Source organism: Streptomyces sp. NPDC053427 (genome assembly GCF_044544985.1).
In the GTDB taxonomy this organism is placed as follows: domain Bacteria; phylum Actinomycetota; class Actinomycetes; order Streptomycetales; family Streptomycetaceae; genus Streptomyces.
Window position 1 is genome coordinate 190460 of record NZ_JBITYA010000003.1, and the last position, 20958, is coordinate 211417.

The window sequence follows — 20958 nt, forward strand, 5'->3', positions numbered from 1 at the left end:
CTGGCCAGTCGCGAGCGGTGCGGTCCGGCTCCCGAGTGGATCAGATGACATCCGGAGAACCGATGAACGCTCATCCTGTCACCCAGTCGCGCGCAGATGGTCCGGCGTTCGATGACACGGAAGTGCCGCGTTACTATGCACGCAAGACCCAGGACATACTTCACAAGTACGGTCCAGGGCCCCGGGTCCACTTCCATGTGGGCCTGTTCGATCCGGCGGTCAAGCTCAACACGACCGTCACGCAGCGGGTCCTCAAGGGCCGGATCATCAGGGCCCAGGAAGCGATTCTCGACCGCGCCGCGAACACCTGGGCAGGCGGCCAGTCATTTCCTGCGCACCTGCTCGACATCGGTTGCGGGCTGGGTGGCGGCAGCCTCTACTGGGCGCAGGAACATGGCGCGAACGTCACGGGTCTCACCGTCGCGAACGACCACGTACCGGTCATCAGGGAACTCGCCCGGCAGGCAGGTGTTTCCGGCCGCGTCGCCCCTCGCGTCGGCGACATCCACGGCATGACCCACGAGCGTCGCTACGACGCTGCCTACGCCATTGAAAGCTCCGGCTACATGGACCGCAAGCGACTTTTTCAGGTGGTGGCGAGGGCGCTGCGGCCCGGGGGCTGGTTCGGCATCCAGGAGCACTTCATCTGCCGTCCCGAATGGATCGACTGGATCGACGAGTATTACAAGACGCGGCTCGGCACCCTCACCGAGTACATCCGCGCCGCTGAGGCCTCCGGCTTCGAGCTGGAACAGGATGAGGACGTCACGGACGGCGTCAGCGAGTTCTGGGTGCAGTCCATGGCCTGGAACACGGCCGAACTGTCCCGTCTGGAACAGGGCGGCAAACCGGCATCCTGGTCTCGGGAGCGGCTCCAGCAGAGCGCCATCGCCCACGGCAAACTGTTCCGCGTCTGGCGCGACCACGCGGTGGAAACCCGCCTGCTGCTCTTCCGGCTCGGAGGCAGCTGACGGTGATCGCCGAACACGGCCACGCTTCACGCATCGGCTGGCAACTCCCCCCGTTCTTCTGCCCGTTCACCTCCACCTGCCATCCCAAGGCAGCGGAGATCGAGCAGCAGGCCACGGAATGGATCGATACCTTCGGGATCTACCCCGATGCCGCCGAACGCGCCTGGGGGCTGGCCACGCACAGTGCCGACTTCTCCTGCAGGATCATCCCCAACGGCAACGTCGACCACGTCCTGACGTTCACATTGTGGAATTACTGGGCGAACGCCGTTGACGACTGGCAGGACTCCGGACCGGCCGCCACCAGTACCGCGTCGATCACCGACCATGGCGCCCGGCTCGCCAGGGCCCTGGAGATGCCCGGCTGCGCGCTCCTTCCCCCGGGGCCCTTCACCTCGGCGCTGGATGACCTGGTGCAGAGGACACACGATCTGCTCACGCCCTTTCAGCTGCGCAGATTCGCAGAGGGAGCAAGGGACTGGCTGATCGGGGCGGGCTGGCGCACGGCTCAGGCCGAGCGCGGCCGCATGCCCGGCCTCACTGACTACGCCGGTCTCGGCGCTCTCGCGAACGGCACCCGGTTCAGCCTCACATGGGCCGACTCCGCGAACGGGATCGACCTGCCGCCGGACAGCCTCTACGCGGCCCCGGTCCAGGCCGTGACCGACGCAGCGGGGTGGATCGTCGCCGCCGACAACGATCTCTTCTCCTACAACAAGGACGACGATCAAGAGCCATGGGAGCAGAACTTGATCAACGTACTGGCCCACGAGCGAGGATGCGCACCCAGAGAAGCGGTCACTGAGGCAGTCGCCCTGCGGGACCGCGTGATGACGCTCTTTCTCCGTCTGCACGCACAGCTCGCTCGGGGGGCGGACGAGCCGCTTCAGCGCTACCTCGATTCCCTGCAGCACTACATCGCCGGCAGCATCGCATGGCAGAACACCGCTCCCCGCTACGCGAGCCCCCGCAACCGCAACGCCTGGCCGGTGGAAGGGGCGACATTCGATGTGCTCTGGAGCGATTCCCCGAGCGATCCGAGCATCGCCCCGCCCGCGGTTCCGTCCCTGAACTGGTGGTGGCAGCAACTGGAGCAGTGACCAGCCGGCGACGGCTCGGCGCATCTGCGCCTCATGCCGAGCAGGGCAACGGGCCCGCAGCGATGTGCTGCGGGCCCTCATGGCGGGACAGCCCTTAGGGCCTGTCTGATAGGTCGAGGACGGTGGAGGGACCGCCGGCAAGCCATCAATGATGATCGGCCATCTTGAAGTCGCGGGCCACAGGGCCGGTTTGAGTCGTTGATCGTGTTCTTGTTCCAGTCGGGGGTGGTTGTCGGAGCGCAAGATCGTCTGCCGTTTCGGTGATGACGGATCGACGGATTCTCCGGCGTGCGCGGGGTGTCTGTCCGTACGATCCTGGCGGGAGGCGGCGTGTCAGGTGGCCAGGGATGCGGAACCGGACCTTCGTGAGCTGATCACGGTTCGCAGCGCCGAACTGGAGGTGCAGGCACAAAAGTTGAGCCAGCGCTTTCAGGAGGTGCGTGACGATCTGGAGGGGCTCACCGAAACTGCCGTGCTCCTGTGCGCTCAGCAGGGGTAAAGCCATGCCGGCCCGAGGCCCGGAAGCCCCGTTCAGGGCCACGAAGAAGGAGGGTCATGAGTACATCACCCAGGATGAACCCGCTCGTGACGATCAGCGCACTCGCATGGGCTGCTGACTAAGTGTCATGGCCACTGAAGAGAACGAGACGTTGACAGAGAGGGCGAAGAGCCGTGGGGGGCAGGGGGTGCAAGGGCAGGCCGGAGGGCTGGACGGATTGCTGCGTGAGGTGAGACGTCAAGCGTCACGCGGGGGCGAACCGGACGTACGGCATGTTCTCGACTGGCTGCACCGACAGACCGGCGCCCACGTTGCGCTGATCACGGACGAGTCGGGCACCGTGGAATCGTCCACCGCGGGTTTTCCCCGGGAGGCGTTGCGCCCGCTCGCTCCTCTACTCGCACGATTATCCGGCGGGCAACTGGCCGCGGCCGCGACCCAGACCGAGGCGCTCCACGTGCGCTGTGAAGCCCTCGGGCCACACGAGCCGCGCCCCTTACTGGTGGTGGCCAGCCGCTCGGAGCCGACCCCGCAGGAGATCGCGCTGACCTCGCACACCGGCAGCCTCCTCACCCTGCTGCACCGCGCCGAGGCCAGCGACCGGAACTGGCATGGCTACCAGTACAAGGCACGCCAGCTGCGGTTCGCCGTACTGCATGCGCTAATGGCGGGAGGGCCGGTGCTGGCCCGCCGGATGACAACCGGCGCTGTTCCCCCGCTGCTGGACGCCGGCCGACTGCGTGTCCATCTCTTGCACTGTCCGTCGTCCGACCGTGACCGGATCGCCCGCGCCCACCAGGACCCCTCCGGCTATCACGGCCCGGATCTGATGGTGCACTGCCCCGTCTTCAAAGAGCACCTGATCTGTCTCATCGCCGATGATGCGACAGCAGGCGGCTTTGGCGGCCAGGAGCGTGGGCAGGGTGAGATTTTGCGCCGTCTGGTACGCGACAATCCGCGCTACGCTCTGGGCATCAGCGGCGCGCACCCGCTCAGTGCGACGGCCGCGGCCTACGGCCAGGCAGCCCATGCCCTGGCCGCCGCCCGCACCACCCCAGGCCGCGTCGCCTTCTACCATGGCCGGACTCCGCTCGAAGGCGTCCTTCCCCGTCAGCCCGCCCTCGACTGGTCCCGCGCGCTTCTGAGGCCGCTGGACTCTGTCCCGAAGACCAGCGCCGACATCACTCGCCTGGCCATGAACATGCCCCGCTCCGCCGTGGCCCGCCTGCTCAGCCTCAGCCGCAATACCGTCACCGCGCACCTGCGACGTACGCAACGAGCCCTCGGACTGGACCTTGCCGATGTCCGCTGCCGCGCCGCCGTCCACCTGGCCCTCGCTCTCAGCAGCTCCTGCGCCGATCCCGAACCCGGGGACCATCAACTGCCTTTCACTCTGGATGACTTGCTGCGCAACGAATCCGCCGCTGCCTGGGCCCGCACGATCCTCCGCCCTCTTCAAGCACGGCACCGCCGCACGCTTCAGGCGTGGATCGACGCCAACACCGACGCCCAGGAGGCCGCCCGACGCATGGCCATCAGCCGCAACACGGTCCGATCCCACCTGCGAACCGCCGAGGCCGTACTGGGCCTCGATCTGCTGACCACCGGCACTGGCATCCACGACGTCGTCCACGCTCTGCACATCACCAACGCCCGGGCCGTCTGAGCATCGTGCACGATCGGCGACCGGAGTTGAGCACCGTGCACATAGGCCGGAGAGAACGGTGCCATCTAACGTCGTCGGCAACGGTCTCAGGGGAGGCCGTCGGGGGACGCACCGCCCGGGGGAATCGGTGCGGAGGAGGACACGAAAATGCATATCACCGCACGGTTCGTCACCGGAACCGCCGCCGTCGCAATAGCAGTGGGCACGCTGGGCGGCGTGGCTGTCGCGCAAGACGCCCAGCCGACCACGCGTGCCCAGAGCGCCCAGGCAACGCTCAACGGCAAGACCATCGATCTCGCCAAGGGCTGGCAGGGCGCAGACGTCTGCGAGGTGACAGCAGGCGCGACGACCTGCTGGGACCGCGAAACTGCCGGCACGCGCGCGCAGAAGAACGAGTTCGCCCTGAAGTACAAGTGCAACAAAGGCTGGGTCTGCCTGTACGACGAGAAGAAGCTCAAGGGCCGCATGCTCAGGTTCAACGATGGAGGGTGGAACAACCTCGGCAAGTTCGGCTTCAACAACAAGATGTCCTCGCTCTGGAACCGGCAGAGCGGGTGGGGTAGCAGGGCCTGGTTCTCCACCAAGAGCAGCGGCAGGGGCACACAGTGGTACTACGACCCCGGCAAGGTCACGACGATGAGCAAGAACTACGACGACAAGGCGAACTCCGTCTACCCCTGATCCCGGCATGACCCGGGTCTGGGTGGTCCCTCCCGCTCCATCGGAGGGACCACCCAGACCCTCTCCGCGGCCTCCTTTACTGCCCAGGTTCGGGCGGCGACGGTGTTGTCGCCGGGAAGATCGGGGCCGTCAAGGGCTGCAGCGGCCTCGCGCAGGAGGTCCTTCAGCGGATCACGGATGTGGTGCGCCGGGCGGATTCGCCGGTCATGGTCAAGCGGGTCCGCGGTGAGCTGGGGAGTTCGCCGAGCCGGCCCGCTCGGAGGCGCTGCGCTCGAAGCTGAACCGGCTGGCCGAGCGGGGCTGGCGCGCTGCCGGGCGGCATCGCACCGCGATCCTGTGGCGTGCGGGCTGAACGCGTTGGCCGGAGGTCAGCTGCCGGCTGTGAGGGCGTCCAGGTGCCGCCGCAGCACCTGTCGGAGCAGCTTCGGCGGATAGCGGTCCGGCAGCAGCGTCGCCTGGAGAGTGAGTCCGTCGAGGAGGGCGGCCAGTCGCGTGCTTTCCAGCTCGACGTCCGTGTCAGCCGGCAGCCCGCCGGCGTAGCGGGCTTCGTGCAGCACGCGCGACATCAGGGTGTGCAGGTCGGCCTGCATCTCGGCTGCGCAGGGCAGCAGTTCGGGGCGGGTGTGTGCTGCGGCGGTGAAGGCGAGCCAGAGCGCGGCCTCCTGGCGGCGGGCCGCGTCCAGCGGGAGGAACTCGGCCAGGAGCTCTTCTGTCGCGGCCCGGCGGTCGGTGCCCCTGTCGGGAGTCAGGAGTCGCTCGGCGTGGGTGCGGATGCGGTCGCCGATGCGCCGACTCAACTCCCTCATCGTGAAGGTCATCAACTCGTCGTGGTCGGCGAAGTAGTGGCGGACCGACCCGATGGCGAGTCCGGCTTCGTCGGCGACGTTGCGCAGCGACGCATGCTCCAGTCCTTGCCGGGCGGCGACGGACAGGACGGCCTGCGCCACCGCCCTGCGGCGGGCTACGGGATCGACGATCTTTGGCACATTGCCGTTATAGCACGACCGGGCTAACATCATTTTTTAGCTCAGTCGTGCCATAAAGATGGGTGGTATCTGCGTGAACCCCTGGCTGCTCGCCGCGATCATCGCGGTGGTCGTGATCGCGGTCGTGATCAAACGAATGATCGGTGAACCGGTCAACGCAAGGGACCTCTTCGTCGCCCCCGCGATCCTGACCGGGATCGGCGTCCTGTCCCTCGTCAAGATGACGGATCTGACCGGCACCGACCTCACCTGGGTCATCATGGGCGCCGCCCTCGGCGCGGCACTCGGCGCACTCCGCGGCGCCACCGTTCAACTCTTCGACAAGGGAGGCGTCCTGTGGCAGCGGTACACGGGCCGCACCTTCCTCGCCGTGATCGGCACCCTGGCGATCACGGTCGGCTTCAGTGTCCTGGCGGTGAAGATGGGCATGCACGAGAACGCACGACCCGTCCAGCTCTCCATCGGCGTGAGCTTCCTCGGCGAGTCCCTCATCGTCGGCCGCCGCGGCATGGCTTCGGGAATCCCCTTCGCCCCGGCACGCACTCGCTGACGCATTGCCATATCCCGAGCCCGCACATGTCGGACCCGCTCGGCTGGCACCGTCCGACAGGTCATGAGCGGAGCCAGAGGCGAATGGCAGCGACAGCCACGGTGCCGTGGAAGCTGTACGCCCTCTTGTCGAATCGGGTGGCTACAGCGCGGAAGCCCTTGAGCGCGTTGATCGTTCGCTCGACTTCGTTGCGGCGCTTGTAGATCGTCTTGTTGAAGCCGGTGGGCCGGCCGCCCGCGCTACCACGGCGCTGGCGGTTGGCCCGCTGATCCTTGCGCTCGGGAATCGTGCGCTTGATCTGCCGACGCCGCAGAGAGCGGCGATTCCGGCGGGACGAGTACGCCGTGTCGCCACCCAGGTGATCGGGGCGTGTGCGCGGCTGATCGCCGGCCGGACATGGGACACGGATGCGTTCGAGGACCGGGATCAGTTGCGGAGCATCGCCCCACTGGCCTGGTGTGATGACGAACGCGAGAGGACGTCGACCGCCCTCACCGGCCAGATGGATCTTGCAGGTCAGCCCGCCACGGGAGCGGCCAAGGGCCTCATCTGAACGATGGTGAACAGGTCGCCGCGTCGTCCAGGAATACGTGGCGCGGCGGTGCGGGCGCCTGCGGCAAGCTGATGGGCACGGCAGGAGGCCGAGTCCACGCTGACCATGATCCAGTCGATCCGGCCTTCAGTATCGGCATCGGCCTGGACGGCCCGCAGGATCCTCTCCCACGTGCCGTCCGCCGACCACCTGCGATGCCTGTCGTGCACTGTCTTCCAGCTGCCGAACCGTGCTGGCAGATCACGCCACGGGATACCGGTCCGCTGCCGAAAGAGAATGCCGTTGATCACCTTGCGATGGCTCTTCCAACGCCCGCCTCGTCCCGCGTTCTTCGGCAAGTGCGGCTCCAGCCGAGCCCACTCCAGATCCGACAGATCACCTCGCCCCACACCGGCCGGAACGATGTGAATGCCGGCCTGGTCACGCGACCCATCGGACAGTAACTAGCGCCGGCGGAGCAGGCGGCTCAGCCACGACCACCGCCGAGGCCGCGGCCGGGCTGTCGCAGGCTGGACTGCCTCCTCCGGCGGAGCGAGCGGCGGCAGCGGATCGGGCTGGGGCCGCGGTGCGGTGCCGGCGGCGGCCCTGGGCGCGAACCGCACCGGTAGCCGTACGAGGTGCTGGGACATCAGCGTGCCCCGGCGCTCCAGCTCGAAGTCGTGCACCGTCAGCTCGATGTCGGGCAGGCGCGCCAACAGGGCCTCGATACCGGTGTCGGCGATGGCCCGGCCGATGTCCTGTCCCGGGCATTCGTGGGGGCCCGCGCTGAACGCCAAGTGGGAACGGTTTCCGTGGACCGGCGCGGTCAGATCCGGCCGGACCGCGGGATCGACATTGCCCGCAGCGAGGGACAGCAGGAGCATGTCACCGCGCTTGATCTCCTGCCCGCCCAGCTTGGTGTCTGCCGTGGCCCAGCGGCCCAGGACGGTGTTGATGGGAGTCTGGTCCCACAGCACCTGCTCCAGAGCCTCCGCCAGCGTCATACGGCCACCCGAGAGGTTCGCGCGAAAGCGCGGATCGGTGAGGACCATCCGCAGCGTGTTCGCGATCAGGTTCGCGGTGGTTGCGTACGCTGCGACCAGAACCACTCGCACGTGCGCCAGAACCTCGACATCTGTCAGCCCGGCGGGGTGGTCGAGCAGCCAGGACGTGAGGTCGTACCCACGACTGGCCTTCTTGCTCTCCACCAGCTGATGCAGCGTCTTCGTGACGTACTCATCGCTTGCGAGGGCGGTCTCCGTACCCTCCAGCATGTCAGGCACGGCCCGAACGAGCCGGGGACCGTGTTCCTCCGGAGCACCGATCAGCTGCGTCATCACCAGCATCGGCAGCTGACTGGAGAACTCCGCCACGAGATCGGCCTCGCCGTTGGAGGCGAAGGCATCGATGAGTTGGTGGGCGAACCGGGTGACGTACCGGCGGATCCCGCGCCGGTCGAAGCGCTGCAGGGACTCGAGCACCGCGCCCCTCAGCCGCTCGAAGACCGGGCCGTCGTTGAAATTGATCACCGGCCACCAGGTCACCATCGGCGCGAGTGCGTACTTGTCGGGGACCACCGTCCCGTCCCGTACGGCGCCCCAGGCGCGGGGGTCGCGAGAGAACCGGCCGGGGGTTCGGGCCACCTCCAGGTTCTCTCGGTGGCCCAGGACGAGCCAGGCCGGCTGATCGTCATGCACCAGCACGGGAGCCACCGCGCCGTGCTTGGCGCGCAGTTCTTCGTACAGGGCCATGGGGTCGTGCTCTGCGGCTGGACCGTAGAGGCGCTGCGGTCCGTCCTGCCGCAGGCCGTGGGCCGGGCACCCGGGTGGCGGGAGGAGGGGAGGCGTACTCATGAGGACTCCGTTACAACGAGGGAGTGCAGGTAGTGCATGAGGGACATCAGGACGTCACGACTGGACTCGCGATGCCGCGCATCGCAGGTCATAAGGGGTACGTGTGAAGGGAGGTCGAGAGCGCTGCGGAGTTCCTGCAGCGCGTGTTCCGGAGCGCCCGCGAAGGAGTTCACCGCGACGACGAAGGGCACGCCGCTCTCTTCCAGGCGGCCCATGACATCGAAGCTGTCCTCCAGCCGACGGGTGTCCACCAGCACCACCGCGCCGAGAGCGCCCTCGAACAGCCCGTTCCACAGGAACCAGAAGCGTTGCTGGCCTGGGGTGCCGAAGAGGTAGAGGACGAGTTCGTCGTTGATGCTGATCCGGCCGAAGTCCATGGCGACGGTGGTGGCCGTCTTGTGTTCCACACCCGCGCGGTCGTCGATTCCGGCGCCGGCCTGGGTCATGGTCTCTTCGGTGGTCAGCGGCCGGATCTCGCTCACCGATCCGACCATGGTCGTTTTGCCGACCCCGAATCCGCCCACGATCACGACCTTGACCGCCGCGGACGCCGTGTGGGGGAGCCGCTCGTCGTGGGGGGGCTCTGCGAGCTCAGAGCTTTTGAAGGCCATGGATCACCTTTTCGATGAGGGCAAGGTCGGGCAGATCCGCTGGCGGTACTGGTGGGCGCGTGAGCACCTGTTGCTCGTCCAGCAGGTCGCTGATCAGGACGGTGACGACACTCACCGGCAGTCCTATGTGGGCGGATATCTCGGCGATCGAGAGCGGAGCCTGACACAGGTTGAGGATCGCCACATGCTCCGGCTGCATGCCGGTCGTGGCGACCGTCCTGGCCACGATCAGTGTGACCAGGTCGAGTTCGTTGGATGCGGAGGAACGGCCACTGGTGATGACGTAGAGGCGCTCCGGCCATTCCTCCGTGCCGTCCTGGGGGGAGTCGCTCACCTGGCCTGCCCGTCACCGCGGGGCGGGCTGGTGATGTGATCTCCGAGACGCGCGATCAGGTCCCGCATGCGTTGGCCCATGAGCCCGGCGTCCACCCCGGCGTCGGCGAGCACCGCGAGGTAGGCCCTCGGGCCGGCCGCCATCAAGTAGAAGAAGCCGCCTTCCATCTCAATGACCACCAGCCGCATCTTGCCCGCCTGGTGCGGGAGTTCGCTGCCGACCGCACTGGCGAGGCTCTGCAAACCCGAGCAGGAAGCGGCCAGCCGCTCGGCCGACTCGATGGTCCCGCCGTGGTGTCCCATGCGCAGTCCGTCTGAGGACAGTACGAGGACCGTGCGGGTCTGCGGCACGCTCTCCGCGAGGTCCTTGAGCATCCAGTCCAAGTTGGCCGTCTGCTGAATCACAGTTCTCCTCTCGGCGCGGCGGCGTCGTCGCCACCACTGCTGCCCTCCGCCGACAGTCCGGTCTTGAACGCGGCCAGCCATTCGCCGGGAGCCCGCTGCGATCCCTCCGCCGGCCGGGCGTTGCCCGCAGGTGCCGGCGCCTCCGGCACTCGCCCTCTGCGTCGCCGCTGGGGGAGTCCGGTTGCTGTCCGCTCAACCACCTGCGGCGCATCGTCGGCTCGCATCGCCGCCTGTGGCTTCGCCGTCTGGCGAGGCGATCCCTGACCCGGTTGACTCGCAGCGCGCGGACCGGAGAAGGTCCCGATACCGTGCGCCACTCCGGACGCCTCGGCCGCGCTGGTGATCAACTGCTGAGGCACCACCAGCACCACCCGCACGCCGCCGTAGGCGGATGTGCGCAGCGAGACCTGCAGACCGAACGCCTGAGTAAGACGCCCCACCACTGCCAGGCCGAGCCGCGGGGTCTCTCCCAGGTCACCCAGGTCGATGCCCTGCTGGGCCTGTTCAAGGCGCCGTTCGGCCAGGTGCCGGGCCTGCTCGCTCATGCCCACACCGCCGTCCTCGATCTCCACCGCGACTCCGGACTGCACGTCCGCGGCCGTGAGGTGGACCTTCGTGTGGGGCGGGGAATAGCGCGTCGCGTTGTCCAGCAACTCCGCCAGGACGTGGATGAGCGGCTCGACGGCATGCCCCACGACGGCGCACTCCGTGCTGGTGCTCAGCTCGACCCGCTCATAGCCCACGATCCGCGACATCGCGCCGCGCAGCACGCTGTACAGCGGTACCGGCCGGTTCCACTGTCGGCCGGACTGGGCGCCGCCGAGTACGGCGATGGAGTCGGCGAGCCGGCCGGTCAGCGCGGTGTTGTGGTCGATCCGCAGGAGATCCCCGAAGACGGCGGGGTCCTTGCCGTGCCGGTCCTCCATCTCGCGCAGCTCTCGTGCCTGCTGATGGACGATCGCCTGCATACGCCTGGCCAAGTTCACCAGGGCCCGCTGAGCGGAGTCCCGCAGGCCCTCTTCCGCAGCCACAGCATCGATAACGGTGCGCAGCACCGCCCAGTGGGCCTGCTGGAACTCGGAAGGCAGGCCGCTGTAGGAGCCCGCCCAGCGTGTCGTCAGCCAGTTGAGAACCTCCTCCGGAGCCTCATCCAGGCGCAGACGCGTCAGCATTTCCGGCACCAGGCTGGCGGCCAGCCGCGCGGTCGCTTCCTGCTGCCGCACCGACGCGGCCGACTGCAGTCGGCTGTCTTTCTGCAGTTGCGCAATCTGCCGATTCCGACGGACGGTCCCGCCGGCGGCGCCGGCTACCGCGCCCACAGCCGTTACGCCGATCCAGACAGCCGAAGCGAACACGCCAGGTTCAACCAAGCTCGCCACCGTCACGGCAGCAACCACCGGTATGAGCCATGCATACACCGCCACGGACGGCAATCTCGACGGCGACTTCTCCTGGACCATGAGCACCCTCAACCTGTGGGAATAGACGATCGTCCGAAGACCTGCGGGAGCGTATAGGCATATGCGCAAGGAAATTGGCGTAGCGTCAGCTGGACCACCGAGATGGGCGTAGCTTCCTCATTCCGGTAGCGGTCCTCGCCCCGAAGGGCGATACTGCGCGCGCCCCGGCGTGGGGGACGGACGCGACCTTCCCGACTGCAACCGCCCACCCGCCGCACCAGGCCTCGGCGCGGGGCGTACGAGACCGCACGGCTACAACCCACCCCTGAACAGGAGAATCTGCGCGCTGGCACTGGCATGGGCACAGCCACGATGGCTACCGGCGGGTCGCCGTGGAGCCACGGGCCCCGCGCCGAAGGGGCGGTGACGGATCTCCGACGAGTCACCCAAGCCCTACCGGACAGCCCCGGCCCGGGCGACCCGGCCCTTCCCGCCCTTGCGGGCCCGGACGTCACGTTGACGGGCATGGCTAGGCACCCTCAGCCGAGCCGAAGTTGATCGTGGTAAGGGTCAAGCCGCGATCCTCGTCGAGTTCGAGGTCGAGACCGTCGGCGGCAGCGGCATTTGTGGAATTCGGTCACATGTCACTGCCCTCGGGGCTCGATCGGATATCAGCGGCGGGTTTCGACCTTCAGGTCGCCGCGGGTCAGCCTGCGGGTTGTCTCGCGGGCGAGCACGTCGTGCGGGAAGCCGAGTCCGATCGCGCTGGCCTCGTCGAGGCGGGCCATTTGGGAGGCGGTGAATTCGACCTTTAGGGCGCCCAGATTCTCCTCCAACTGCGCGGGTGTGCGGGCGCCGATGATCGGTGCCGTCACGCCCGGGTTCTGCAGGGTCCAGGCCAGCCCGACCTGGGCGGGTGTGCGGCCCAGCTCCGTGGCGATCTCCTTCACAACATCCACGAGGGCGAGGTTACGTTCGGTGAGTGCGCCATTGGCGATGGTGACGCTCTTGCGGGTGCCGTCATCGAATGCGACGTGCGTCGCGGTCAGGTCGTCGCGGCTGTACTTGCCGGTGAGCACCCCGCCGGCCAGCGGTGACCACGGGATCACCCCCAACCCCATTTCGCGTGCCATGGGGATCAGGTCACGTTCTCCGGTGCGCTCGATCAGGTTGTATTCGATCTGCAGCGCGACCAGCGGCGACCAGCCGCGCAGGTCGGCGATCGCCTGCATGCGCGACACCTGCCAGGCCGGGGCGTTGGAGATCGCCACGTACAAGACCTTCCCCTGCCGGACCAGATCGTCCATGCCGCGCAGGATCTCCTCGACCGGTGTCGTGAAATCCCACAGGTGCAGGTAGAGCAGATCGATGTAGTCCGTATTCAGCTGTCGCAGACTGGCTTCCACCGACGCGAACAGGCTCTTGCGGTGCGGTCCCCCGGAATTCGGATCGCCGGGTCGGCGCAGCGTCGTGTATTTCGTTGCCAGCACCAGGCTTTCGCGGTTGTCGCGGGTGAATTTGCCCAGCAGGCGCTCGGAACTGCCATTGGTGTAGGTGCTGGCGGTGTCGATGAAGTTGCCGCCGCGCTCGACGTAGAGGTCGAACAGCTTGCGCGCCTCGTCCTGCTCGGCACCCCAGCCCCAATCGGTTCCGAAGGTCGCCGCGCCCAGCGCCAGCGGTGAGACCCGCAGCCCGGAACGGCCCAGCAGCCGGTAGGTGTCGAGGGTGAGCGACATCGTGTCCTCCTGCGTTTGTGATCCGTTGTCGAAAACAAGTCTGTGACCACCGCGAGCCGGGGATAAGGGACGGAAGTTCCTGGGAATACCAGTCCTACCCTGGCCGTTGGATCGAACGTGATGACCCGGACCGTGGACACGACACAGGAGCTGGCCGCGTTCCTGCGGACCCGGCGCGAACGCCTGGACCCGCGCGATTTCGGACTGCCATCGCGTCGGCAGGCCCGGCGGACCCCGGGATTGCGCCGCGAAGAGGTCGCCGAACTGGCCGGGGTCAGCACCGACTACATCGTGCGGCTGGAACAGGGCCGCGGGCTGCGGCCCTCAGCGAACGTGGTGGAGGCGCTGGCCCGGGCGCTGCGCCTGGCCCCCGACGAACGCGCCTACCTCTTCAACCTGGCCCAGCAGCGCCCTCGCAACGCCGACAAGCCCGCCACCACTGCAGCGCCGCCGCTGGCCCGGCTGGTCGCCGACCTGTCGCCGCTGCCCGCCATGTTGATGAACCACCGCTACGACATCCTGGCCTGGAACGGCGAAATGGCGAGGCTGCTACTGGATTTCGACACCCTGCCGCCGTCGCAGCGCAATGCGATGTGGCTGTGCCTGATGCATCCGGGGATGCGCGAGCTCTATGTCGACCGCGAACGCGTGGTGCGAGAGGGGATCGCCCACCTGCGCGCCGCGTGGGCCGCGCATCCGGAGGATCAGGCGTTGACCGACCTCATCGCCGAATTCACCACTCGTGACGAGGAATTCGCGCGAGGGTGGGCCGAGCGAGATATCAAGGTCAACGGCCGCGGGCGCAAGGTGATGCGGCATCCTGACGTCGGTGTGATCGCAGTGGAATTCGAAGTGCTGATGCCACTTCACGATCCGGACCAGCGGTTGGTGATCTACCGCGTCGCGGACGATGAGAGCCGGTCGGCATGGGACCGGTTGTGCGCACGGTGATGTCGAACCGTCCATGCGTGCACGAAGAGGTTGTGCCGGCGGGCGGTGCGTGGGGTGAGTTTGCGAGCGGTGGAACACTCTTCATCATGGGAGAGACGGTCGAGATCGTGCCTTACGACGCTGCTTGGTCAGCGATGTTCGCCACGTGGGGCACGGGCCTGCGTGCGGCCCTCGGTGACACTGCACTGCGCATCGACCACATCGGGTCGACCTCGGTGCCCGGCCTGGCAGCCAAGCCGGTGATCGACATCCAGATCTCCGTCGCATCGCTGGACCCGCCAGACGCATTCCTGGGTCCGCTGACAGACATGGGCTTGGTGTACCGGGCGGACAATCCCGAACGGACCAAGCGGTACTTCCGGGAACCTCCAGGTCAGCGCCGGACGCACGTACATGTGCGACAGCTGGGCAGTTTCTCTCAACAGTTCCCCCTGCTGTTTCGCGACTACCTCCGCTGCCAGGCATCTGTCGCGGAAGGGTACGCAGCAGCCAAACGGCGCTGTGCGGCCAAGTACCGCAACGACCGGCCCGCCTACGTCCAAGCGAAGGATGCCGTCGTATGGGACATCATCCGACGCGCTGACGCCTGGGCTCAGCGCACCGGCTGGGTCCCCGGTCCCGGTGATGCCTGAAGCGTGCCTCCGGATCACTGGCGGAGCAGAGCCCGTCGGAGTGACGGGACCGCCAGACTTCAGGCGACACCGGAAACCATCGCCGGTCTGGTTCGCCTTCGGAGCATGGCTGAACTCCCCGTCTCCGAGCGGGAAGAGCATGATCCGGAGCAGTGGCGATTTTGCGGCTCTGTGCGCTCGACGGGATGCGTCGGTTCAGGACAGCATGTTGATCTTGTACTGCATGATCCGGTAGTTCTTCGGGTCGTACCACTGACTGACGACGACGTGGAAGTTGCCGAACGTCGAGCCCGGGATGACGAACCCGCCGTACGGGCTGGCGACGAGGTTGGCCACCTCCTGCCCCGGGGCGCAGGGCAGGATCATCGTCTGCTCCAGCGTTTTCGTCAGGTCCGAGGTCGGGAGCGGGAAGACCATCGCCCGGATCGACAGCGGGTTCATGTTCAGCCACGTGAGGACGTACTTGCCGTCCATGGCGCGGAAGCAGATCTCGCCCCACTTGCGATTGCCGAAGACCGTCGTCGGGGGCGCGCCCCACCGCCAGTCGCCGTCGGCGTAGCCCCACGGCTCGTAGGCGTCCGCATTGCCGAGGCTGTCCTTCCGCACCCGGTGCAGCAGCATCCCCGATTCGACCTCGCGGTTGAAGACCGTGGACAGGACGTAGCAGTAGTCGCCCTCCGCCACCGCGTAGGTCTTCTGCTGGAACTGGCCGCCGTGCAGGTCACCCGGCCACTGGCACAGGTACTCCCAGGTCTCTCCGTTGTCGGTGGAGCGCCAGAAGTCCGTGTGGTGGGTGTCGTAGATGACGCCGCGCATGAGGTGCATGTACATGACGCCGTCGACGACGAACACGTCGGACGGGATCGCCGTCGTGGCCTTGTCGCCGACCGGGCTGTGCGGCTCGTCGACCAGGCTGTTGGCGTGGTCGCCGCCGACGCTGCCGTCGATACGCAGGTTGTTCACGTCCGCGCTGCTGGAGCGCAGGCCGACCGGGGCGCGCCAGTCGTCCGCGGGCTCGCCCGGCTGCGGTACGTGGTCGCCGTTGAACGTGTCGCCGCCGACGAAGAGCATGGTGCCGTTCGGGCACAGTACGGGGATGCCGAGGTCGGTCCACGGCGAGGCGAACGGGCCGGTCTCGGCCGGGCCGCTCAGGTTCTTGATCTTCGTCGCGAGGGTGGGGCTGGTCGGGTCGCCCGGCCCGCCGGCCATCGCTACCTCGGTACCCGAACCGACGATCCCCGCCCCCACCGCGACGCCTACGCCGATGCCGATCTTGAGGAGCTTGCGACGGGAATACCCGCTGGTCGTCGGGTCGTTCTCGTCCGATGGACGTGTCATTTCTGTCGATGCCTTTCAGAGTCGAGTCACTCGTGACGCGGGTGCTTTCGAGGTATCCATGGAGGGACTGGACGGGTCTGTTCCCGTAAAGCGACGGCCAAGTAGCGTCTATCGCCGAGTAATGATCGGGAGGGAGGCAGAGGCTTCTCCGCGGTACATCAGGCCGACAGGCAGGCTCTGGGCAGGCGTCCGCGCAGAAACCTCACACCTCCCCCCCTGCGTCTGTGGCGCGTTGTCCCTCTCGGACGGTGTCGACGCTAATCCCCGCCGATGAAATGGCGATGACACGACGACGATGATCCCGCCGGCCGAGGTCTTCGCCGACGCGGCCCTCCTCACTCGTGTGTTGACCGCCCTGGGGGCCGACGCATTGCGCCACGGTTCACGTGACCGGCCTCCCTTGGTCGCCGCCGAGGTTCATTCCGATCCGACGTCGGAATGTGACGGGAGAAGCGGCTCCCCGGTGGGTCCCCGAGATGCCCTGGACGCGCAAGCGCCGCACCCTGGAACGGAGCCGACGACTCGGGATGGACCACCGATGGCGAAGTCCCCATGCGAGTGGTCTCGCGCCAGGGCACACGCCCGCACCAGGGGCAACGGAGCGCGGGACGGACCCCGGCCGCCTGTACCCACCGCGTGGGAAGGGAAGGGAGGGCCGCAGTGTAAGTGAACTGAGACTTCCCCGGGTGACCGACAGCACGGCCGAGCCGGCCTGACCGCTGACCCCCTGGCGGTGATTCCCCTTGCACGCCGGCACCAGAGTACCCAGGAGCGAGCACAAGCCATGAACGCGTACAAACCAGTCCATCGCGTAGCGATCGTCGGCACCGGCACCATCGGAGCGAGTTGGGCGACGCATTATCTCGCTCGTGGCTTCGACGTCACGGCAACCGACCCTGCCCCGGGCGCGGAGAAGGCCCTCAGGTCGTACGTGGACGCAGCTTGGGAGTCGGCAGCCACGCTCGGGGCCGAACCCGGAACCTCACCGGATCGCCTGAGGTTCACCGCCGATATGCGACAGGCCGTCGCGGACGCCGATTTCGTGCAGGAGAACGCGCCGGAGCGCCCGGAGCTGAAGGTCAAGCTGTTCGCCGACATCGACGAGGCGACACCGCCGGACTCGATCATCGCGTCGAGTTCGTCGGGCATCACGATGAGTGCCATCCAGGCCGAGTGCCGGCGTCCGGAGCGCACCCTCATCGGGCACCCCTTCAACCCGCCGCACATCATCCCGCTGGTCGAAGTCGTCGGCGGAACGAAGACCGCCCCGGAGACGATCCGGGACGCAATGTCCTTCTACGCCGCGATCGGCAAGAAGCCGATTCACCTCAAGAAGGAGCTCCCCGGGCACGTCGCCAACCGTCTCCAGGCCGCCCTGTATCGCGAGGTCGTCCACCTGATCGAGCAGGGTGTGCTCGACGTCGCGGACTCCGACGACGCGGTGTCCTGGGGTCCAGGACTCAGGTGGGGCGTCATGGGACCCAATCTGCTGTGGCATCTCGGCGGCGGCGAGGGCGGTATCCAGCACTTCATGGACACCCTCATGCCTCGGTTGACCGAGATGTGGCAGGACCTGGGCACCCCGGAGCTCACACCCGAACTCAGAGAGAAGATCGTCGACGGCGTCCTGGAAGAGGTGAACGGCCACTCGGTCGACGAACTGGCCGCCCAGCGTGACGCGATGCTGCTCAGGTTGCTCGCGGTGCGCGCCGCATCCGGCCCGCACAGCGACACACCCGGCCGGTCGGCATGAGACGGCACCCGTGGCATGGGTTCTCACCCGAGAGGAGAGACGGTGACACAGCGGCAGGAAAGACTGTTCGTGCTGGAACTCAGCGGTGACGGCCGCGTGTTCTGCGTGAACCCCGACGGATCCGACAAGAGGGTCATCGTCACCGGATGCAGGTACCCGGACGGTGTGGCCGTCGATGTAGGGGCAGGTCACCTCTACTGGACGAACATGGGGTCTCCGCCGGTGAACGACGGCTCGATCGAGCGCGTCGACCTGGACGGAAGCAAGAGGACGACGATCGTTCCCAACGGCGGAACGCACACGCCGAAGCAGCTGCACTTCGAGGTCGCCGGCAAGAAGCTGTACTGGGGCGATCGCGAAGGGATGCGCGTCATGCGCTGCGACCTCGACGGGACGAACGTAGAGACCCTCGTACAGACAGGGCAGGGAGACGACGACCGCCGCGACCAGACCAAATGGTGCGTCGGAGTCGCCGTCGACCCTGCCGGCGGGCACCTGTACTGGACGCAGAAGGGCCCGAGCGATGCGGGACTGGGGAAGATCTTGCGGGCCGGAATCGACCTTCCCGCCGGCGAATCCGCCGCCGACCGCAGCGACATCAAGGTACTGCTCCAGGGGCTTCCGGAGCCGATCGACCTGCAGCTCGACCTCGCTGAGCGCACGCTGTACTGGACCGACCGAGGGGACCCGCCGCGAGGAAACTCCGTGAATCGCACGCCGCTGGATCCGCCGGACGGACGGCGAGAGCCCGAGATCTTGTGGACCCATCTGATGGAAGGCATCGGCATAGCTCTCGATCTGGACGGCGGTCGCATGTTCGTGACCGACATGGCCGGGACCGTCTACGCGGCGGATCTCGATGGATCGAACCGGCGGGAGATCCTCGTCGCGCAGGGCAACCTCACCGGGATCGCCCATGCCGTGATTCCCACGTGATTCCAGCGACGGTAGTGGTGGCGCCGGGCTTCTGCTGTCAGCGTCGTGGGGCCGCCCCATGCCGGGCGTTACGGCCCATTGCACCCGACGTGACGGTGAGACCTGCGATCAAAAACCTGAGATGCGGCACCCACGTGGTGCGGCAGAATGGACAGCGGAGCCTTCGTGCAGGCAAGCGGTGCATGCTTCGGGATTCGGTCGGCGATCGCTCAAGAGCCCGACGGCCCGGGCGCACAGACTGGGCGAGGTGTTGGCTCCGCACCCAGGCGTCAGGGAGGCGACACGCCGCTACGGACGCCGATGTCGCCTTTGAGAAGGCCGCAGAGCGCAAGCCGCAACCGATGAGGTGATCTCGACGGCGATCACTTCCAGGTTCCGCTGAGCGTGAGGGCGGCGCGGACTGGTCGCTGCTCCTGCTGTGGCTGGGCAGCCGACGAAGGCGAACATGCTGAAGGGTGGCCCTGCCATGAACCTCGCGTCGAACGTCGTGCGAAGTGCCAGCGCCCACCCGGACCGCGCCGCGCTGCGTCTGGGGGCCGACATCCTCTCGTATCACACGCTTGACCAGGTCAGCGCCCGCATGGCGGGACTGCTCCGGGACCGCGGCGTCAAACCAGGCGACCACGTCGCGATCATGCTGCCCAACAGTCCGGATTTCGCCATCGCCTACTTCGGCGTGCTCCGGGTCGGCGGCATCGTCGTTCCGATGAACCCCCTGCTCAAGGCGCGGGAGGTCGCCTACTACCTCGGCGACTCGGGCGCCCGGCTGCTGTTCGCCCGACCCGCCTTCCCCGACGAGGTACGCACCGGCGCACAGCAGGTCGAGGCCGATGCGGTGGTCGTCGATCCCGGCGGATTCGACGCGCTCCTCGCCTCCGCCCCGCTCGCCGAGGACGTGAACGAGCGGCGCGAGGACGACACCGCGGTGATCCTCTACACATCAGGGACGACCGGTGAGCCGAAGGGCGCGGAACTGACCCACGCCAACCTCACCCGCAACTGCGACGTCGTGGCGGCCGAGTTGCTTCATCTCACCTCGGATGACGTGATTTTCGGTGGGCTCCCCCTGTTCCACGCGTTCGGGCAGAGCTGCACGCTCAACGCCGCCGTCGCCTCCGGTGCGTGTCTGACATTGCTACCGCGCTTCGACGCCGGGCAGGCGCTGCAGATGCTGGCCGAGCACGGGGTGACGGTCTTCGCCGGGGTTCCGACGATCTTCAGCAGGCTGTTGCAGCCGCCCGACCGGAACGCCTATGACGTCTCCCGCCTCCGGCTGGCCGTCTCCGGTGGCGCGGCCATTCCGGTAGGGGTGTTGCGCTCCTTCGAGGACGCCTTCGATTGCGTCGTGCTCGAAGGGTACGGGCTGTCGGAGACCTCGCCGGTCGCCTCGTTCAGCCGCGTGGACGCCCCACGCAAGCCCGGCTCGATCGGCACCCCGATCCCCGGCGTGCGGATGCGGGTCGTCGACGACAGCGGCAACGAGGTGCCGCAGGGCGAGACCGGCGAGATCGTGATCCGCGGTCACAACGTGATGAAGGGGTACTGGCAGCGTCCCGAGGCCACGTCCGCCGCGATCCGCGACGGCTGGTTCCACACCGAAGACCTCGCCCGGGTCGACCCGGACGGGTACTTCTGGATCGTCGGCCGGGAGAAGGATCTGATCATTCGTGGCGGGTACAACGTGTACCCGCGCGAGGTGGAAGACGTGCTGTACGAGCATCCGGCGGTGGCCGATGCCGCGGTTATCGGTCTGCCCAATCCCGATCTCGGCGAGGAGATCGGCGCAGCCGTCGTTCTCAAGCCAGGCGCCGCTGCGACAGCCCAGGAACTGCGCGATTACGTCAAGCGCCAGGTCGCCGCGTACGAATATCCGCGGAAGGTATGGATCGTGGACGCCCTGCCGAAAGGGCCGACCGGCAAGATCCTCAAGCGGGAGATCGTCCCGCCGGCCGACGGGCAAGCGCTGAGCTGACCTCGCGGGGAGAGGTCGTGAGCATCCGCGCATGCGGTCGGCGGGGTCGCCGG

Annotated in this window: 20 protein-coding genes; 11 read left to right on the top strand and 9 right to left on the bottom strand. The window is 67.5% G+C overall.

What is annotated here, in order from left to right; translation table 11 throughout:
• Window positions 1-62: 62 nt before the first annotated feature.
• The 5 genes from ACIGWZ_RS08855 (at window position 63) to ACIGWZ_RS08875 (ending at window position 4917) form a co-directional block, all read left to right on the top strand.
• On the top strand, window positions 63-971 hold the full coding sequence (locus tag ACIGWZ_RS08855) for an SAM-dependent methyltransferase (RefSeq protein WP_400062307.1): 909 nt from the start codon (window positions 63-65) through the stop codon (window positions 969-971).
• Window positions 972-973: 2 nt separating this feature from the next.
• Window positions 974-2071 carry a hypothetical protein gene (locus tag ACIGWZ_RS08860; protein WP_400062309.1) on the top strand — a complete coding sequence of 366 codons (1098 nt, stop codon included), beginning with the start codon at window positions 974-976 and terminating at the stop codon, window positions 2069-2071.
• A gap of 337 nt (window positions 2072-2408) precedes the next feature.
• On the top strand, window positions 2409-2570 hold the full coding sequence (locus ACIGWZ_RS08865; RefSeq protein WP_400062311.1) for a hypothetical protein: 162 nt from the start codon (window positions 2409-2411) through the stop codon (window positions 2568-2570).
• Window positions 2571-2697: 127 nt separating this feature from the next.
• The gene (locus tag ACIGWZ_RS08870; protein ID WP_400062313.1) at window positions 2698-4236 is read left to right on the top strand and encodes a helix-turn-helix domain-containing protein; all 1539 of its coding nucleotides are present in this window, start codon (window positions 2698-2700) and stop codon (window positions 4234-4236) included.
• A 216-nt stretch (window positions 4237-4452) separates the two neighbouring features.
• Entirely contained in the window at window positions 4453-4917 is a 465-nt protein-coding gene (locus ACIGWZ_RS08875) for a peptidase inhibitor family I36 protein (RefSeq protein ID WP_400062315.1), read from the top strand.
• Between the two features lie 368 nt (window positions 4918-5285).
• Here ACIGWZ_RS08875 and ACIGWZ_RS08880 read toward each other — a convergent pair whose 3' ends face one another.
• The gene (locus ACIGWZ_RS08880) at window positions 5286-5903 is read right to left on the bottom strand and encodes a TetR/AcrR family transcriptional regulator (protein WP_400062317.1); all 618 of its coding nucleotides are present in this window, start codon (window positions 5901-5903) and stop codon (window positions 5286-5288) included.
• Between the two features lie 73 nt (window positions 5904-5976).
• Here ACIGWZ_RS08880 and ACIGWZ_RS08885 point away from each other — a divergent pair, with 73 nt between their 5' ends.
• Window positions 5977-6453 (top strand): DUF1453 domain-containing protein, encoded by a 477-nt coding sequence (locus ACIGWZ_RS08885; RefSeq protein WP_400062319.1) that lies wholly within the window; start codon window positions 5977-5979, stop codon window positions 6451-6453.
• A 61-nt stretch (window positions 6454-6514) separates the two neighbouring features.
• Here ACIGWZ_RS08885 and ACIGWZ_RS08890 read toward each other — a convergent pair.
• The 7 genes from ACIGWZ_RS08890 to ACIGWZ_RS08920 all read right to left on the bottom strand — a co-directional run bounded on the left by ACIGWZ_RS08890 (window position 6515) and on the right by ACIGWZ_RS08920 (window position 13323).
• Window positions 6515-7395 (bottom strand): IS5 family transposase gene (locus ACIGWZ_RS08890; protein ID WP_400062321.1). Its coding sequence is split into 2 segments (ribosomal slippage): window positions 6515-7026 and window positions 7026-7395, totalling 882 coding nucleotides; the frame shifts between segments, so codons are not numbered across the junction.
• 54 nt (window positions 7396-7449) lie between these two features.
• Window positions 7450-8838, bottom strand: coding sequence for a cytochrome P450 (locus tag ACIGWZ_RS08895; RefSeq protein ID WP_400062323.1), 1389 nt, complete (start codon window positions 8836-8838; stop codon window positions 7450-7452).
• Window positions 8835-9449, bottom strand: a complete 615-nt coding sequence (locus ACIGWZ_RS08900) for a GTP-binding protein (RefSeq protein ID WP_400062325.1) — start codon at window positions 9447-9449, stop codon at window positions 8835-8837. The genes ACIGWZ_RS08895 and ACIGWZ_RS08900 overlap by 4 nt, the downstream gene beginning before the upstream one ends.
• Window positions 9430-9783 carry a DUF742 domain-containing protein gene (locus ACIGWZ_RS08905; RefSeq protein WP_400062327.1) on the bottom strand — a complete coding sequence of 118 codons (354 nt, stop codon included), beginning with the start codon at window positions 9781-9783 and terminating at the stop codon, window positions 9430-9432. The genes ACIGWZ_RS08900 and ACIGWZ_RS08905 overlap by 20 nt, the downstream gene beginning before the upstream one ends.
• Entirely contained in the window at window positions 9780-10187 is a 408-nt protein-coding gene (locus tag ACIGWZ_RS08910; RefSeq protein ID WP_400062329.1) for a roadblock/LC7 domain-containing protein, read from the bottom strand. The genes ACIGWZ_RS08905 and ACIGWZ_RS08910 overlap by 4 nt, the downstream gene beginning before the upstream one ends.
• Window positions 10184-11647, bottom strand: a complete 1464-nt coding sequence (locus ACIGWZ_RS08915; RefSeq protein ID WP_400062331.1) for a sensor histidine kinase — start codon at window positions 11645-11647, stop codon at window positions 10184-10186. Before ACIGWZ_RS08915 ends, ACIGWZ_RS08910 begins: the two co-directional genes overlap by 4 nt.
• A gap of 611 nt (window positions 11648-12258) precedes the next feature.
• Window positions 12259-13323 (bottom strand): aldo/keto reductase, encoded by a 1065-nt coding sequence (locus ACIGWZ_RS08920; RefSeq protein WP_400062333.1) that lies wholly within the window; start codon window positions 13321-13323, stop codon window positions 12259-12261.
• A 132-nt stretch (window positions 13324-13455) separates the two neighbouring features.
• Between ACIGWZ_RS08920 and ACIGWZ_RS08925 the strand changes: the two genes are divergently transcribed.
• The gene (locus ACIGWZ_RS08925) at window positions 13456-14274 is read left to right on the top strand and encodes a helix-turn-helix transcriptional regulator (RefSeq protein ID WP_400062335.1); all 819 of its coding nucleotides are present in this window, start codon (window positions 13456-13458) and stop codon (window positions 14272-14274) included.
• A 17-nt stretch (window positions 14275-14291) separates the two neighbouring features.
• Entirely contained in the window at window positions 14292-14906 is a 615-nt protein-coding gene (locus ACIGWZ_RS08930) for a GrpB family protein (protein WP_400062337.1), read from the top strand.
• A gap of 195 nt (window positions 14907-15101) precedes the next feature.
• On the opposite strand, the gene ACIGWZ_RS08935 is transcribed toward ACIGWZ_RS08930, so the two are convergent.
• Complete coding sequence (locus ACIGWZ_RS08935; RefSeq protein ID WP_400062339.1) at window positions 15102-16244, bottom strand: DUF4185 domain-containing protein; 1143 nt, start codon at window positions 16242-16244, stop codon at window positions 15102-15104.
• A gap of 784 nt (window positions 16245-17028) precedes the next feature.
• Here ACIGWZ_RS08935 and ACIGWZ_RS08940 point away from each other — a divergent pair.
• The 3 genes from ACIGWZ_RS08940 (at window position 17029) to ACIGWZ_RS08950 (ending at window position 20905) form a co-directional block, all read left to right on the top strand.
• Entirely contained in the window at window positions 17029-17997 is a 969-nt protein-coding gene (locus tag ACIGWZ_RS08940; protein WP_400062341.1) for a 3-hydroxyacyl-CoA dehydrogenase NAD-binding domain-containing protein, read from the top strand.
• 222 nt (window positions 17998-18219) lie between these two features.
• Window positions 18220-18933, top strand: coding sequence for a 3-hydroxyacyl-CoA dehydrogenase (locus ACIGWZ_RS08945; RefSeq protein WP_400062343.1), 714 nt, complete (start codon window positions 18220-18222; stop codon window positions 18931-18933).
• A 466-nt stretch (window positions 18934-19399) separates the two neighbouring features.
• On the top strand, window positions 19400-20905 hold the full coding sequence (locus ACIGWZ_RS08950; RefSeq protein WP_400062345.1) for a long-chain fatty acid--CoA ligase: 1506 nt from the start codon (window positions 19400-19402) through the stop codon (window positions 20903-20905).
• The last annotated feature ends 53 nt before the right edge of the window (window positions 20906-20958 follow it).